The following is a 14,461-nucleotide window of genomic DNA, read 5'->3' on the forward strand; positions in this document are numbered from 1 at the left end:
GTCGCTCTCCCGCCCCATCCAGCAGGGGCGTCAGCCGGTGACCTTGAAGCCGATCTTCTTCATGTCGGTGACGGTGTCAGTCTGCATCGTGTCGAGCGCGGCGGATAGCTGCGTCTTGTTCTGAAGGGCCGCGGCGAACGAGTTCGAGTACGAGTCGAACGTGACGTTGGCGTTCGGTCCCCAGATGTCGAAGGTGCGCACGCCCTTCGCAACGGTGGCCATCAGCGTGTTGTAGTCCGGCTGGTTCGACATGAACGGTGGCGGGGTCTGCAGCACGGGCAGCGTCTGGTTGGAGATGCTCGCGGGGAAGACCTGCACGTTCTTGATCAGCGAGGTGACGCCCTCCTTGGAGGAGTTCATCCACTTCACGAACTTCGCGGCCTCGGCCGGGTGCTTGGAGTTCGCGGTCACGGCCTCGGTCTCACCGCCCCAGATGCCGACAGTGTTGTCGCCGGCGGTCCAGGCGGGCAACGGTGCGGCCTCCCACTTGCCGGCGGTGTCCTTCGCGATCGACGGGAGCTGGTTGGGAGCCCACTGCGCACCGACCCAGCCGACGAGCGAGCCGTTGTTCATATCGGTGTTCCACTGCGCCGACCAGTTCGGCTCGGGGCTCACGAGCCCCTTGTTCACCAGGTCGCCCCAGTAGTCGGCCACCTTCTTGCTGGGGGCGTCGTTGATGGCGACGGTCCAGTTGTCTTTGCCGGAGGTGGTCCACCAATTGGCGCCCGCCTGCTGTGCGAGCCCGGCGAACCAGCCAGGGTCGGCCGCGGTGAAGTTTCCGATGTACTTCTTGGGGTCGGCCGCGTGGATGGTCGCGGCGTCGGCCGCATATTCCGCCCAGGTGGTCGGGGCCTTCAAACCGAGCGAATCCCAGATGTCCTTGCGGTAGAAGAACACCATCGGGCACACGTTCTGGGGAACGCCGTAGGTCTTGCCCTCGAACTGCACCTGGGCCAGCGTCGACTTCGAGAAGTCGCTCGAGAGGTCGCCCACATACTTGTCGATGGGGATGACCACGTTGTTCGCGATGAGTGCGGGGAGCGCCTGGTACTCGACCTCGGTCACGTCCGGGTTGGTTCCGGCCTTGTTGTTCGTGATGAGCTTGTTGTAGAGGGTGTAGCCGGTGCCCGAGGGTTTCGTCAGCTTCACCTGGATGTTCGGGTTCGCCTTGTTCCACTCGTCGACGACGGCCTGCATGCCGCCGTCCCAGTTCACGTAGTTCAGGGTCACCTTGCCGCCCGAACTGGAGGCGTCCGTGCCGCCCGAGCTCGAGCATCCGGTCAGCACCGTCGCCGCCGCGGCGAGCACGCCGACCGTGGCGCCGATGGTCCTCAGCGTTGTCTTTCTCACTGTGTACATCTCCTTTGATGGATGGTGGTGCGGGTTGCCGTTCAGGCGGTGGCCCAGGCGGGGTACGACGTCGGGGTGGTCTGGATGCCGATCCACTGCCGATGGGTGAAGCCGGCGAGCTGCCCCTCGCCCCCGTGACGGGCATAGCCGTCGTTCACATGCACCTCGTTGCTCGTGACCTGTTCCGCGAAGGCGAGCCCGCGCATCGGGTCTCCGGTGAAGACCGAGTTCATGAGCGTGCGGTGCCGATTGACGAGGGCGAGCGCCTCGGCTTCGGTGTCGACCACGGTGATCGGCATCACCGGGCCGAAGATCTCTTCGGTGAAGACCGGCATCTCGGGGGTGACCCCGGTGAGCACGGTCGGTCGGTAGAACAGGCCGTCGTGGGTTCCGCCCACGGCGACGCGGGCGCCGACGGCGATCGACGGCCGCACCAGGCCGTGGTCGAATCGTCGCAGCTGGGTCTCGGTGATGATCGGGCCGAGGTCGACATCGTCGGTGAGCGGGTTGCCGACCCGCAGCGCACGCACCCGCTCGACGACGGCCTCGGTGAACGCGTCGGCGACGGCGGCGTGCACGATGTGCCGGCCGGCGGTGATGCATGTCTGCCCCTGGTACCAGAGGGCAGACCACACGGCGCAACTCGCCGCCTGGTCGATGTCCGCGTCGTCGAGCACGACGAAGGCATTGTCGCCGCCGAGTTCGGTCGCAACCGGTTTGAAGGAGCGCGCCGCGAAGTTCGCGATCTGGTGGCCCACCTCGAACGACCCGGTGAAGTGCACGAGGTCGAGATCCGGATGCTCGGAGAGCGTGCGTCCGGTCGTGGCGCCGTCGCCGGGCACCACGTTGAAGACGCCGTCGGGGAGTCCGGCGGCCTGAGCGGCCTCGGCCAAGATCTGTCCGCCCGCGATCGGCGTCAGCTCGGCCGGTTTCAGCACCACCGCGTTGCCGTAGGCGAGACCCGGCGCGAGGGCGCGCATGGCGAGGCTCATCGGGTAGTTCCAGGGCACGATCAGGCCGATGACACCGAGTGGAACGGCGCGGGAGAGCGAGATCTTGCCGCGCTTGTACGGCGGCAGAATCGAGCCGGCGTTCTCGGTGAGCTGAGTCGCCGAGTTGTTGAGCTGCGTCACCGCCTGGCCGAGCTCCTCTTCGGCCTTCTCCGCCGTTCCGCCGGTCTCGCGGATGATCAGGGTGATCAGCTCGTCGTGACGGCGCTCGAGCTCGCGGCCGAACGCCCGCACGATCTCGCTTCGGCGGTTGGCATCCACAGCGGCCCAGTCGGGCTGGGCGGCCTTCGCCACCCGCACCGCCCGGTCCACCTGGGCGGCCGATGCGTTCCCGTATGTGCCGAGCGGCGTCCCCGCCGCCTTGTCGAGCACAGGGATGCCGTCGCCGGCTTCCGGGCGCTCGAACCGGCCGTCGATGAAGACGTGGGCCTCGTAGTCGCGGATCTCGTGCATTCGTGCCTCCTGGCGCGGTGATGAAAGCGTTCGGTTCACAGTCTCGGTCAGGTTCTCAGGCAACGGCGATCAGAGCTTCTTTCGTGACCGGATGCTCGGCCGGCTCCCCGGCGACGAACAGCTCCACCTCGCGCCGGGCGCACTCGCCCAACCTGCGCAGCTCGGTTCCGAGTGCGCCGGCCACATGCGGGGTGAGCACGACACCGTCGAGCGCCCGAAGCGGATGGTCCACGGGAAGCGGCTCCGGATCGGTGACGTCGAGCACGGCGCGGAGGCCCCGTTCGCGCACGGCGGTGGTCAGCGCATCCTGGTCGACGATGGGCGCGCGCGCCGTGTTGATGACCGTGGCGCCGTCGGGCAGCAGTGCGAGCTGCGCTCGACCCACCATTCCCACCGTCTCCGGCAGAAGCGGGGCGTGAACACTCACGATGGTGGAGGCCGCGAACAGTTCGTCGAGCTCGACGCGCGTCGCCGAGGCGAGAACGGGATCGTCGGCGTCCAGATAGGGGTCGTAGAGCAGCACATCCAGGTCGAAGGGCCGCAGCAGCTCGATCACCCGACGGCCCACCCGCGACGCGCCCACGATGCCGACGGTGCGGTGGAAGTTCCCGATGGCCGGGTCGGCCGACTCGTCGTAGACCCGCGGGTCGATCGCGTAGCCGCGGATGTAGTCGGGAACCCGCTTGCCGGCCAGCAGGATCATCGCCAGGGTGTACTCGGCGACCGGGTAGGCGTTGGCGCTCGCGGCACTGGTGACGCGGATGCCGCGATCCCACGCCTGATCGTGCAGGTGACCCTTCACCGTGCCGGCGGCGTGGATCACGGCGGCCAGTCGTGGCATCGCCCTCAGCTCGGCCTCGCCGATGTGGGGGGACCCCCAGCCGGTGATGAGCACATCGATCTCGGCGAGACGGTCGATGCCGACGGCGGCGAAATCTTCGACCGTCGTCGCGGTGTCGAGATCGAGCACCTCCGACAGCACGGCGAGGTCGTCGGCGGAGAACAGGAGGGCCGGCAAATCGGGTCGCATGGCGAACGCGGCGACGGGTTTGCGTCGGTGTGTCACGAGCGGCTCCTCAAGCTCCGATGGTTGGGATTGCGCATTCCGAGAATGCGCATTCCTCATGATGAGTCTTCCGCCCGAATTCGTCAAGCCCCAACTTTCGGGCGCGAGCCATCGACGTCAGCAGCGTCGGTCGAGGCAGGCTCTCGGGGCGGATGGGTCGCGGCCGGAGGCTGCGCAGGCACCTTCGACCGATACGTCGGTGAGGGTTCCGTCACGACGGATGGATCGTGCTCGGGAGCGGTCCGTCCGACGTGCGGGCCGGAGGGTCAGCCGGCCGTGCCGTCGGGCAGTTGACCGGGGCAAGTGCCCGACGGGTCGGCGGCGAGGCTAGAAAGCGCTTACCATGCCGTTGTCGCGTCCGCGACCGAGCCGACCTTCGGCCGCTTCCGAGAGGACCCCATGACTCACGCCGCCGCCGCTGCCGCCGACCGCTCCGATCCCGGCTCGCTCGGCGAGCCCGCTCCGGACGGTGACGCGGCAGTTCCCCACCCGCGAGCGCTCATCCTCAGCGGCGCCGGGCGCTATGCCGATCCCTGGCACCCGTTCGCCGAGACATCCGCCCAGCTCGCCGCGGTGCTGCGGGAGGGGGGCTTCGAGGTCGAGATCTCCGAAGACGTTGATGCGCGGATGGCGTCGCTGACGCATCCGGACACCCCTGACCTCCTGGTGGTCAACTTCGGCGACCCGGCGATCCTCGAACCGGCCCGGCCGGACCCGGAGGCTGAGCGCCGCGGGCGGGACGGCCTGCTCGACTACCTCGCCGGCGGGCATCCGCTGCTCGCACTGCATGTCACGTCCACGTCGTTGCGCGGAGTCCCGGAGTGGGAGGGCATTCTCGGTGCCGTGTGGGTGCGGGGAACGACGATGCACCCGGACCACTCGCGGGCGCACATCCGGGTCTACCCGACCGGCACCCGATCGTCGCCGGGCTGGGCGACTTCGAGGTCGACGATGAGCGATACACCTACCTGCGGACAGCGCCCGACCTCGTGCCGCTCGCCACCCACGAGCATGAGGGTGTCGAGTATCCGCTGCTGTGGGCGCGCACCTACGGGGATGCGCGGATCGTCTATGACGCACTCGGCCACGATGCCGCCTCCTTCGCCTCGCCGACGCATCGCACGATCATCGCCCGCGCCGCCCACTGGCTCACCGACTAGCCCGGGCGCGACCATGCGGACGTTGCGGAGGTGCCAGCAGTATGGGAGAGTGGTCGGGTAAGCGCTTTCCCGCAGCACTAAGGAGTTCTCGTGTCAGAGTCGACCATCGGCATCATCATGAACGGCGTCTCGGGGCGCATGGGGTACCGCCAGCACCTGCTGCGCTCGATCCTCGCCATTCGCGATCAGGGCGGTGTGCTGCTCGCCGACGGGCGCCGGGTTCAGGTCGAGCCGATCCTGGTGGGGCGCAGCGAGGCCAAGCTGGCCGAACTCGCCGCAAAGCACGGCATCGAGAACTACACGACCGACCTGGATGCGGCACTCGCCGACGACCGCTGGCAGATCTACTCCGACTTCCTGGTCACCAAGGCCCGGGCAAGCGCGATCAAAAAAGCGATCGCCGCCGGCAAGGCCATCTACACCGAGAAGCCGACCGCCGAGAGCTTCGACGAGGCGCTCGAACTCGCCCGCCTCGCGCAGGCCGCCGGCATCAAGAACGGCGTGGTGCACGACAAGCTCTACCTGCCCGGCCTGCGCAAGCTCAAGCGGCTCATCGACTCGGGCTTCTTCGGCCGCATCCTCTCGGTGCGCGGCGAGTTCGGCTACTGGGTGTTCGAGGGCGACTGGCAGGCGGCTCAGCGCCCCAGCTGGAACTACCGCGCCGAAGACGGCGGCGGCATCGTGGTCGACATGTTCCCGCACTGGAGTTACGTGCTCGAGAACCTGTTCGGCCGGGTCGAGTCGGTGTACGCCCGCGCGGTCACCGAGATCCCTTCGCGCGTCGACGAGAACGGTGCCGAATACGCGGCGACCGCGGATGACGCGGCCTACGCCATCTTCGAGTTGGAGGGCGGCATCACGGCCCAGCTCAACTCGTCGTGGACTACGCGGGTCAACCGGGACGAGCTCGTCGAGTTCCAGGTGGACGGCACGCTGGGCAGCGCGGTCGTCGGTCTCTTCGGCTGCAAGATCCAGCCGCGCAATGCCACGCCGAAGCCCGTCTGGAACCCGGACATCGCCGACGGCCACGACTACGACGGCGACTGGATCGAGGCTCCTGCGAACGACGTGTTCGAGAACGGATTCAAGACCCAGTGGGAGGAGTTCATCCGCCACGTCGTCGACGACGCTCCCAACCCCTACGACTTCCTCGCCGGGGCACGCGGGGTGCTGCTGGCCGAGCTCGGGCTCGTCTCCTCGCGCGAAGGACGCCGGGTCGACCTTCCCGAAGTGAGCGTGTGATGACTGACCTGGTCTTGCTCTCCGCCGACGGGGGCACCGCATCCGTGACGCTCGAAGGCGCGCCCGCCTACGCCAAGCCGTCGGGCGCGCTCACCTCGCGCACCGCCTACGCCGCCGCGCACGTCGTGCCGAAGCCGTGGGCCGAGAACGTTCCAGGGGCGCCGGCCGACATCGACTGGGATGCGACGCTCGCCTTCCGCCACCACGTCTGGTCGTGGGGGCTGGGCGTCGCCGATGCGATGGACACTGCCCAGCGCAATATGGGCCTGGATGCGCGCGCAACACGGGAGCTCATCGCCCGCAGCGCTGCGGAGGCGCGTTCGGTGGGCGGCGCGATCGTGGTCGGGGTGAACACCGACCATGTCGATGAGGAGGTCATCTCGCTCGACGCCGTGATCGACGCGTACAAGGAACAGCTGCATTTCACCGAGGACGCGGGCGCCGGCGTCGTGCTGATGGCCAGCCGCCATCTTGCGCGGGCCGCGATCTCGGCCGCCGACTACGAGCGCGTGTACCGGGCGGTGCTGGAGGCGGCGAGCACGCCGGTCGTCCTGCACTGGCTGGGCGCCGCGTTCGACCCCGCGCTCGGCGGATACTTCGGCTCCACCGATTCTGCGGTGGCTAGCGAGACCGTGCTGCGGATCATCGGTGACAACGCGGGCCGTGTCAGCGGCATCAAGATGAGTCTGCTCGACGCGCGGGCCGAGGTCGCCCTTCGGGCTCGACTGCCGAAGACGGCCGCCATGTTCACCGGCGACGACTTCAACTATGTCGGGCTCATCGCCGGCGCCGACGGCGTGCACTCGGATGCTCTGCTCGGCGCTTTCGCGGCTCTCGCGCCCAGCGCATCCGCGGCGATCCAGGCGCTGGACGCCGGGGATGATGGCCGGTATCTCGGCATCCTCGGACCAACCGAAACGCTGTCCCGCCAGATCTTCGCCGCACCGACCTTCTACTACAAGACGGGCGTCGCCTTCCTGGCCTGGTTGAACGGCCACCAGCAGTCGTTCAGCATGATCGGCGGCCTCCATGCCGCGCGCAGCCTGCCGCATCTCTCTGAGATCGTGCGGCTCGCGAACGCCTGCGGCGCGCTCGAACGGCCCGCGCTCGCCGCCGAACGCTGGCATTCCCTCCTCACCCTGAATGGACTTCGCCCATGACCACGCCCCCGACGAACGGTCTGAACACCGCTCCGCAGCAGCCGAGCACGCGGTTGTCGGTCAATCAGGCGACGATCAAGTACGCCGGGCTGGGGGAGGCCCTGCGCGTGGTTCGGGATACGGGAGTCCAGAGCATCGGACTGTGGCGGGAGCCCGTTGCCGAGGTCGGGTTGCCGGAGGCCGCACGGCTGGTCACCGATTCGGGACTGCGCGTGTCCAGCCTCTGCCGCGGCGGCTTCTTCACCGCGGTGGAGGGGCCGACCAGGCGCGCCTCGCTCGACGACAACCGCCGGGCCATCGACGAGACCGCGACGCTCGCGGCGGCCGGCGCACCCGGATCGGCCGCTGTACTCGTACTGGTGGCCGGCGGTCTGCCCGACGGCTCAACCGACCTGACGGGCGCCCGAGCCCGGATGCGCGACGCCGTCGCCGAACTGGAACCGGAGGCCCGCGCGACCGGCGTCACTCTGGCGCTCGAGCCCCTGCACCCGATGTACGCCGCCGACCGCGCCGTGCTCTCGACGCTGGGGCAGGCGCTCGACATCGCCGAGCAGTTCCCCGCCGAGGCGGTGGGTGTCGTCGTCGACACCTTCCACATCTGGTGGGACCCGGCCGTGGCGGAGCAGATCGCGCGGGCCGGCGCATCCGGTCGCATCGCAAGCTACCAGGTGTGCGACTGGGTCACGCCGTTGCCGGCCGATGTGCTGCTCGCCCGCGGGATGATGGGTGATGGCCACATCGACTTCGCCACCCTCACCCGCGCGGTGACGGCGGCCGGCTACACCGGCGATGTCGAGGTGGAGATCTTCAACCAGAAGATCTGGGATTCCGACCCCGCCGCCGTCGTGGAACGGACCGTGCGGGCGTTCGCCGAAACCGTGCCACTGTAGCCGTATGCCCTACAGTGTCGTCTTCGCCCCCGACTCGTTCAAGGGTTCGGCCAGCGCGGCTTCGGTCGCCGCAGCGCTTGCGGAGGGATGGTCGTCGGTGCGCCCCGGCGATCGTGTTCTGCTCGCGCCGATGGCCGACGGCGGTGAGGGCACGCTCGACGCTTTCGAGTTGGCCGTTCCCGGTTCCGTGCGCCGCCCGATTCGCGTGACCGGCCCCGTGGGTGTCGAAGTCGACGCATCCTGGTTGCTGCTGCCGGACGGCACGGCCCTGGTCGAGCTGGCCGAGACGAGCGGGCTCGGTCTCCTGACAGCATTCGAGCCGCTCGACGCGACGACGGCCGGGTTCGGCCAGGCCATCGCGGAGGCGCTGGCGGCAGGGGCCACCCGCCTGCTGCTCGCGATCGGTGGGAGCTCTTCCACCGATGGCGGTGCCGGCGCGCTCGTCGCGCTGGGTGCCCGACTGCTGGATGCGGAGGGACGGCCGATATGCGCGGGGGGTCGCGGTCTCGCCGACCTGGTGACGGCCGATCTGACCGGCCTGCCGCCGCTGCCGCCGCGCGGGGTGCGCATCCTGAGCGATGTGACCAACCCGCTTCTCGGATCTCTCGGTGCAGCGGCTGTGTTCGGCCCGCAGAAGGGGGCGGATGCCGGGCAGGTCGCCGTTCTCGAAGCAGCGCTGACGCGTTTCGCCGCGGTGCTCGGTCGGCCGTCCGATGCTGTCGGCTCAGGGGCGGCGGGCGGAACCGGCTACGGCCTCCTGGCCTGGGGTGCCGTGCTGGCGCCGGGGGCCGAGGCCGTCGGCGATGCTCTCGGTCTTCCGAGGCTCGTCACTTCGGCGGATGCGGTCGTCACCGGCGAGGGACGCTTCGACTCCCAATCGGCGGCGGGCAAGGTGCCCGACTACGTGAGCGGCCTGGCCCGCGCGGCCGGCCTTCCCGCCTACCTCGCCGCCGGCTCGATCGAAGCACCGACCGACTCGTTCGCGGCGGCGGCGTCGCTGAGTGCGCTCGCCGGCGGGTCGGCGGCCGCGATCGCGGACGCGACGCGTTGGGCTCGCGTCGCCGGCGCGGAGCTCGCCGCGACCGTGGTTTAACGCAGGCCGTTTCGCCGAAACGACGCGGACGCATCCATCGTGACGGACTCTTCTGCTTGCGTGTGAGGAGTCTTCCTGCGTTGCGACCTCTGGCCGAGGGTTCACGCCGTGTGTTGCCTCCTGTTTTCAGGACAATCCGCGCCGTGCGCGCCCATCCGTTCTGTTCTCAGGAGCCAACGGTCGGGCCGACGCAAGGTGCCCTGAAAAAAGGGACGGGGGGTCTTATTGCGCGCGGTGGTGGTCTATGCCGTGGCGGTGCGGTACTGCTCGCGGATGACCGGTCGATAGTCGGGCGACAGCTCGGCGTTCAGCGACACCGGCCAGCGGGGCCGGGTTCCTGTCAACGCCCAGCCGGCCTGCACCGCCGCACCGTCGGCCACATACTCGCCGGGGGCGGGCACCACCACCGGGGCGTCGAACACCTGGGCGGCGATGGTGGCGACGGCCGGGTTGAGCGCGGCTCCGCCGATGAGGAGGATGCGCTTCTCGCTCACCCCGACGGCGCGCACGGCGTCGAGTCCGGCGGCGAGCCCGCACAGCATCCCCTCGATGGCAGCCCGGGCCAGGTTGGCCGGTGTCGTCGAGGCGATCGTCAGACCGTGCACGCTCGCCGTCGCGTCGGGGAGGTTGGGGGTTCGCTCGCCCTCGAAGTAGGGCACGAGCACGATCCCGGCCGCGCCGGGCTCGGCCTCGAGTGCGAGCCCCGCGAGTCCGTCGTGGTCGACCGAGAGCAAGGAAGCGATCGATGAGAGCACGCGGGCCGCGTTGAGAGTGGCCACGAGCGGAAGGCTGAGGCCGCTCGCGTCGGCGAACCCGGCCACGGCGCCCGACTCGTCGCCGACGGGGGAGTCGGTGACGGCGAAGACCGTTCCGCTGGTACCGATGGAGACGATGACGTCGCCGTCAGCGGCGCCCAGACCGAGCGCGGCGCCGGCGTTGTCTCCGGCGCCAGGGCCGACGAGCGCACCGCTCGGCGTGCGACCGGCGGCGTCTGCGGGGCCGAGGACCCGGGGCAGCACCACCGCTGCGGGGTCGCCCGCCGTGCCGGCTTCGCGCCCCGGGCGTCCGAACGCGCGCTCGAACAGGTCGAGGTCGTATGACCCGGAGGCGGCGCTCCAATATGCGGTTCCGCTCGCATCCGATCGGTCGGTCGTGAGGTCCTCCAGCACGGGACCGAGCTCGCTCTCGTCGGTGGGGCCGTACCCGCGCAGGCGCCAGGTGAGCCAGTCGTGGGGGAGGGCGACGGCGGCGACGCGTGACGCATGGGCGGGCTCAGCGTCGCGCAACCAGCGCAGCTTGGTCGCTGTGAAGGAGGCGACGGGCACCACGCCGACCCGTTGTGCGTAGGCGGTGGCCCCGACCTCCGAGATCAGGTCTTCGGCCGCTTCGGCGGAACGGGTGTCGTTCCAGAGCAGGGCGTCGCGGATGACACGGCCCTCCGCATCCAGCACGACCATTCCGTGCTGTTGCCCGGCCACCGAGATCGCTTCGACGTCTGCGAGGCCGCCCGCCTCGAACACAGCCGCTTGCAGAGCCTGCCACCACGCGCCGGGGTCCACCTCGGTTCCGTCGGGGTGGGATGCCCGCCCCGAGCGCACGAGTGCCCCGGTCTCGAGGTCGCGCACCACGACCTTGCAACTCTGTGTCGATGAATCGACCCCCGCCACCAACCTCACCACGCCCTGCTCACTCTCTCTCACTCGTTCTCTCTCCCTCGTTCTCTCTCCCTCACCCTCGCCGGGGTGTCTTCCGTGTCAGCGGGCGTTGAGGAGGTGCTCGAGGGCGAGCTGCTGAAGGCGGACGAAGCCGAAGCCTTTGCCGCCGAAGTACGCGTCGGCGTCGAAGTCATCGTAGGCCGAGCGGTCGGCGAGCAGGTCGTCGTAGCTCTCGCCGGCGGCGAGGGTCGTCGTCGACAGCTCGGGGACACGGGATTCCGCCAGCGCCTCCTGCACCTCGGGGTCGGCGCGGAACGCGGCGGCCCGTTCCTTGAGCAGCAGGTAGGTGCGCATATTGGCGGCGGCCGAGTCCCAGACGCCGGTGATGTCTTCGGTGCGAGACGGCTTGTAGTCGAAATGGCGCGGGCCTTCGTACGACGGGCCGCCGTTGGGGCCGCCGTTCTCGAGCAGGTCGACGAGTGCGAACGCGTTCTGCAGGTCGCCGTGGCCGAAGACGAGGTCCTGGTCGTACTTGATGCCGCGCTGGCCGTTCAGGTCGATGTGGAACAGCTTGCCCTGGTAGAGGGCCTGGGCGATGCCGGCGGCGAAGTTGAGGCCGGCCATCTGCTCGTGCCCGACCTCGGGGTTCACGCCGACGAGCTCGGGGCGTTCGAGCGTCTCGATGAAGGCGAGCGCGTGGCCGACCGTCGGCAGCAGGATGTCGCCGCGCGGCTCGTTCGGCTTCGGTTCGATGGCGAACGTGATGTCGTAGCCCTTGTCGGTCACATACTGGCCGAGCAGGTTCACGGCCTCCCGATAGCGCTCGAGCGCCGAACGGATGTCTTTGGCCGCGTCGTATTCCGCGCCCTCGCGGCCGCCCCACATCACGAATGTCTTCGCGCCGAGTTCGGCGGCGAGGTCGAGGTTGCGCAGCACCTTGCGCAGTGCGAACCGTCGCACAGCGCGGTCGTTGGAGGTGAAGCCGCCGTCTTTGAAGACCGGTGCGCTGAACAGGTTGGTGGTGACCATCGGTACGATCACGCCGGTGTCGGCGAGAACCTGCTTGAGGCGGTCGATCTGGGTCTGCCGCTCGGAGTCGGTGGAGCCGAACGCGAAGAGGTCGTCGTCGTGGAAGGTGAGGCCGTATGCGCCGAGCTCGCTCAAGCGGGTGACGGCTTCGACGACGTCGAGCTGGGGGCGGGTCGGCCCGCCGAACGGGTCGGTGCCGTTGTAACCGATGGTCCAGAGGCCGAACGAGAATTTGTCTGCGCGAGTGGGGGTGAGAGTCATGGTGGTCCTTCAGCGACGTTGGTGATTTGTTGTGTCATTCAACTTATCAGCTGAGTGCCGGGATCGGAAGACCCGATCGTCGTCGCCCCTGAATGGAGTGACTCCATGCGCGCCGAACCGAATCCGACGTCCGGGCGGCCGACGCTCGCGCGGATCGCCCGGCAGGCGGCCGTCTCGGTGTCGACCGTCTCGAAAGTCTCAACGGGCGCCCCGGCGTCTCGTCGCCGACCCGTGAAGCCGTCGAGTCGCTCCTGGCCGATTCGGGCTATTCACGGCGCGGCGTCGACATCGAGCGGGGAGCGCTCGTCGAACTCGTCATCGAGTCGTTGGACAGCGAGTGGTCGCTCGAGATCATCCGGGGTGTCGAACGGGTCGTGCGCGAAGCGGGGATGACGCTCGCCCTCACCGCCCGCGGCCCCCGGAACGCGCCCGGCCCAGACTGGGTCTCCGGCGTGCGCGACACCGGCGAACGGGAGGCGTCGCGTCTTCTCGGCCTGTCCGATCGGCCGACCGCCATCGTCGCCGGCAATGATCTGCAGGCGCTCGGCGTATACGACGCGGCGGCGGCTCTCGGCCTCACGATGTGTATCCGGTCAGGGGTTCGGACGCCCGCCTGGTCGGGGTTCGCCACGAGGTCAGCGCCCGTCTTCCGGTGTGAGGCGCGGACCCCGCACTCGGCCGGCGCCCGTGATGATGGCGATAGGGTGCCTGTGAGATGAAGAACGCGAGCGGGGTCGGAGCCGGGACCAATCTGGATGCGGTCCGCCGCCACAATCTGGCGACCGTCCTCGGCATGGTCCACCGGGGCGGGCCCGGACCGCGATCCGCGCTCACGCAGGCGACCGGGCTCAACCGTTCCACCGTCGGGGCGCTCGTCGGTGAGCTCGTCGACCTCGGGCTCGTGGTGGAGCTCGATCCGGAGACGAGCAACCGGGTCGGCCGGCCGAGTCCGGTCGTCGTCGCCGACGGTCGCGTCGTGGCGCTCGCCGTGAACCCTGAGATCGACGCGGTGACGGTCGGTGTCGTCGGTCTCGACGGTTCTCTTCACCGGCTCGTGCGGCGCCCGACGGGGAATGTGCCGTCGGCGGTGGAGGCCGTGACGATCGCGGCGGCCGTCATCGACGGGCTTCGCCCCGAACTCGAGGCCGCCACCCGTATCGTCGGCATCGGTGTCGCCCTGCCCGGTCTGGTGCGGGAGAGCGACGGCGTCGTGCGGCTGGCACCGCATTTGGAATGGGTCGACGAACCGTTCGCGGCGCAACTCGCCGAGGCGACGGGTTTCCCGGTGCACGCGGCCAACGACGCCCGGTCGGGCGCGAACGCGGAGCGGCTCTTCGGCGCCGGTCGCGGAGCCGGCCATCTCGTATACCTGAACGGTGGCGCCTCGGGCATCGGCGCCGGTGTGATCGTCGACGGCGTCCCGCTCACCGGGGTCTCCGGATACGCGGGGGAGCTGGGCCACACCCTCGTGAACTCGGCCGGCATCCGGTGCCATTGCGGGGCGATCGGCTGTCTGGAGACCGAGGTGAGTCAGCGGGCGCTGCTGCGTGTTCTCGGGTTGCCCTCCGCCGCGCCCGACGAGCTCGACCGGGCGCTCGCGTCGGCAGTCGAGACCGGCGACGCATCGGTGGTGGCCGAGATCGAGCGCCAGCTCGGATTTCTCGCGACCGCCCTCCGCACGGCCACCAATGTGTTCAACCCGGAGCTGATCGTGCTCGGCGGTTTCCTCGGCTCCCTCGATGCGGCGCTGCCCGATCGGCTCTCCGGCCTGGTCGCCGAGCAGGCTCTCGGCGCCTCGGCCGAGCATCTGGCGATCGTGCGAGCCGAGCTGGGTTCGCGCATCCTCATGATCGGTGCCGCGGAGCTCGCGTTCGCGCCCCTGTTGGCCGCTCCGGCCGCCTGACCCGACGGCTGGCGGGTGTCGCCAGAACAGGGGATGTGCGCGGTAACATCTGCATGCCGATTTCCGATAGGATAAACAGATTCGTTGCTCGAATCGATTCGATTCGGCGGCGAACATGTTCCGCCGAACAGGCACCATCCCTACACTCGCACCGCGGCCACCACCGCGGTTTTCGTTTTCTCCCTGCAA

Annotated in this window: 13 protein-coding genes; 7 read left to right on the plus strand and 6 right to left on the minus strand. The window is 69.3% G+C overall.

What is annotated here, in order from left to right; translation table 11 throughout:
• Nucleotides 1–30: 30 nt before the first annotated feature.
• From K5L49_RS16090 to K5L49_RS16105, 4 genes are all read right to left on the minus strand, one after another.
• A complete protein-coding gene (locus K5L49_RS16090) occupies nucleotides 31–1,350 on the minus strand; it encodes an ABC transporter substrate-binding protein (RefSeq protein WP_223694301.1) in 1,320 nt (439 codons plus the stop codon).
• Between the two features lie 41 nt (nucleotides 1,351–1,391).
• On the minus strand, nucleotides 1,392–2,813 hold the full coding sequence (locus tag K5L49_RS16095; RefSeq protein WP_223694302.1) for an aldehyde dehydrogenase family protein: 1,422 nt from the start codon (nucleotides 2,811–2,813) through the stop codon (nucleotides 1,392–1,394).
• 55 nt (nucleotides 2,814–2,868) lie between these two features.
• The gene (locus K5L49_RS16100; RefSeq protein WP_223694304.1) at nucleotides 2,869–3,879 is read right to left on the minus strand and encodes a hydroxyacid dehydrogenase; all 1,011 of its coding nucleotides are present in this window, start codon (nucleotides 3,877–3,879) and stop codon (nucleotides 2,869–2,871) included.
• Between the two features lie 327 nt (nucleotides 3,880–4,206).
• Nucleotides 4,207–4,524 carry a hypothetical protein gene (locus K5L49_RS16105; RefSeq protein ID WP_223694306.1) on the minus strand — a complete coding sequence of 106 codons (318 nt, stop codon included), beginning with the start codon at nucleotides 4,522–4,524 and terminating at the stop codon, nucleotides 4,207–4,209.
• 200 nt (nucleotides 4,525–4,724) lie between these two features.
• Here K5L49_RS16105 and K5L49_RS16110 point away from each other — a divergent pair, with 200 nt between their 5' ends.
• From K5L49_RS16110 to K5L49_RS16130, 5 genes are all read left to right on the plus strand, one after another.
• Nucleotides 4,725–5,039: a ThuA domain-containing protein gene (locus K5L49_RS16110; RefSeq protein WP_223694308.1), complete on the plus strand. Its 315-nt coding sequence runs from the start codon at nucleotides 4,725–4,727 to the stop codon at nucleotides 5,037–5,039.
• A gap of 117 nt (nucleotides 5,040–5,156) precedes the next feature.
• Nucleotides 5,157–6,281 carry a Gfo/Idh/MocA family protein gene (locus tag K5L49_RS16115; RefSeq protein WP_223695321.1) on the plus strand — a complete coding sequence of 375 codons (1,125 nt, stop codon included), beginning with the start codon at nucleotides 5,157–5,159 and terminating at the stop codon, nucleotides 6,279–6,281.
• Entirely contained in the window at nucleotides 6,281–7,441 is a 1,161-nt protein-coding gene (locus K5L49_RS16120; protein WP_223694310.1) for a dihydrodipicolinate synthase family protein, read from the plus strand. Before K5L49_RS16115 ends, K5L49_RS16120 begins: the two co-directional genes overlap by 1 nt.
• The gene (locus tag K5L49_RS16125; protein WP_223694312.1) at nucleotides 7,438–8,331 is read left to right on the plus strand and encodes a sugar phosphate isomerase/epimerase family protein; all 894 of its coding nucleotides are present in this window, start codon (nucleotides 7,438–7,440) and stop codon (nucleotides 8,329–8,331) included. Before K5L49_RS16120 ends, K5L49_RS16125 begins: the two co-directional genes overlap by 4 nt.
• 4 nt (nucleotides 8,332–8,335) lie before the next feature.
• A complete protein-coding gene (locus K5L49_RS16130) occupies nucleotides 8,336–9,424 on the plus strand; it encodes a glycerate kinase (protein WP_223694313.1) in 1,089 nt (362 codons plus the stop codon).
• 242 nt (nucleotides 9,425–9,666) lie between these two features.
• On the opposite strand, the gene K5L49_RS16135 is transcribed toward K5L49_RS16130, so the two are convergent.
• The gene (locus K5L49_RS16135) at nucleotides 9,667–11,100 is read right to left on the minus strand and encodes a xylulokinase (RefSeq protein ID WP_223695322.1); all 1,434 of its coding nucleotides are present in this window, start codon (nucleotides 11,098–11,100) and stop codon (nucleotides 9,667–9,669) included.
• 78 nt (nucleotides 11,101–11,178) lie between these two features.
• Nucleotides 11,179–12,369, minus strand: coding sequence for a xylose isomerase (gene xylA / locus K5L49_RS16140; protein WP_223694315.1), 1,191 nt, complete (start codon nucleotides 12,367–12,369; stop codon nucleotides 11,179–11,181).
• Nucleotides 12,370–12,695: 326 nt separating this feature from the next.
• Here xylA and K5L49_RS16145 point away from each other — a divergent pair, with 326 nt between their 5' ends.
• On the plus strand, nucleotides 12,696–13,088 hold the full coding sequence (locus tag K5L49_RS16145; protein ID WP_223694316.1) for a hypothetical protein: 393 nt from the start codon (nucleotides 12,696–12,698) through the stop codon (nucleotides 13,086–13,088).
• A complete protein-coding gene (locus K5L49_RS16150; protein WP_223694318.1) occupies nucleotides 13,085–14,272 on the plus strand; it encodes an ROK family protein in 1,188 nt (395 codons plus the stop codon). The genes K5L49_RS16145 and K5L49_RS16150 overlap by 4 nt, the downstream gene beginning before the upstream one ends.
• The last annotated feature ends 189 nt before the right edge of the window (nucleotides 14,273–14,461 follow it).

Source organism: Leifsonia poae (assembly GCF_020009625.1).
Lineage (GTDB): Bacteria > Actinomycetota > Actinomycetes > Actinomycetales > Microbacteriaceae > Leifsonia > Leifsonia poae_A.

Bases quoted from the DNA above. Each gene is read 5' to 3' on its own strand.
- K5L49_RS16095 (WP_223694302.1), bottom strand. From the start codon at position 2,813: ATGCACGAGATCCGCGACTACGAGGCCCACGTCTTCATCGACGGCCGG.
- K5L49_RS16105 (WP_223694306.1), bottom strand. From the start codon at position 4,524: ATGCGTCAGCGACGCCATCCGCGCATCAACGTCTTCGGAGATCTCGAC.
- K5L49_RS16115 (WP_223695321.1), top strand. From the start codon at position 5,157: ATGAACGGCGTCTCGGGGCGCATGGGGTACCGCCAGCACCTGCTGCGC.
- K5L49_RS16120 (WP_223694310.1), top strand. From the start codon at position 6,281: ATGACTGACCTGGTCTTGCTCTCCGCCGACGGGGGCACCGCATCCGTG.
- K5L49_RS16125 (WP_223694312.1), top strand. From the start codon at position 7,438: ATGACCACGCCCCCGACGAACGGTCTGAACACCGCTCCGCAGCAGCCG.
- K5L49_RS16130 (WP_223694313.1), top strand. From the start codon at position 8,336: ATGCCCTACAGTGTCGTCTTCGCCCCCGACTCGTTCAAGGGTTCGGCC.
- xylA (WP_223694315.1), bottom strand. From the start codon at position 12,369: ATGACTCTCACCCCCACTCGCGCAGACAAATTCTCGTTCGGCCTCTGG.
- K5L49_RS16150 (WP_223694318.1), top strand. From the start codon at position 13,085: ATGAAGAACGCGAGCGGGGTCGGAGCCGGGACCAATCTGGATGCGGTC.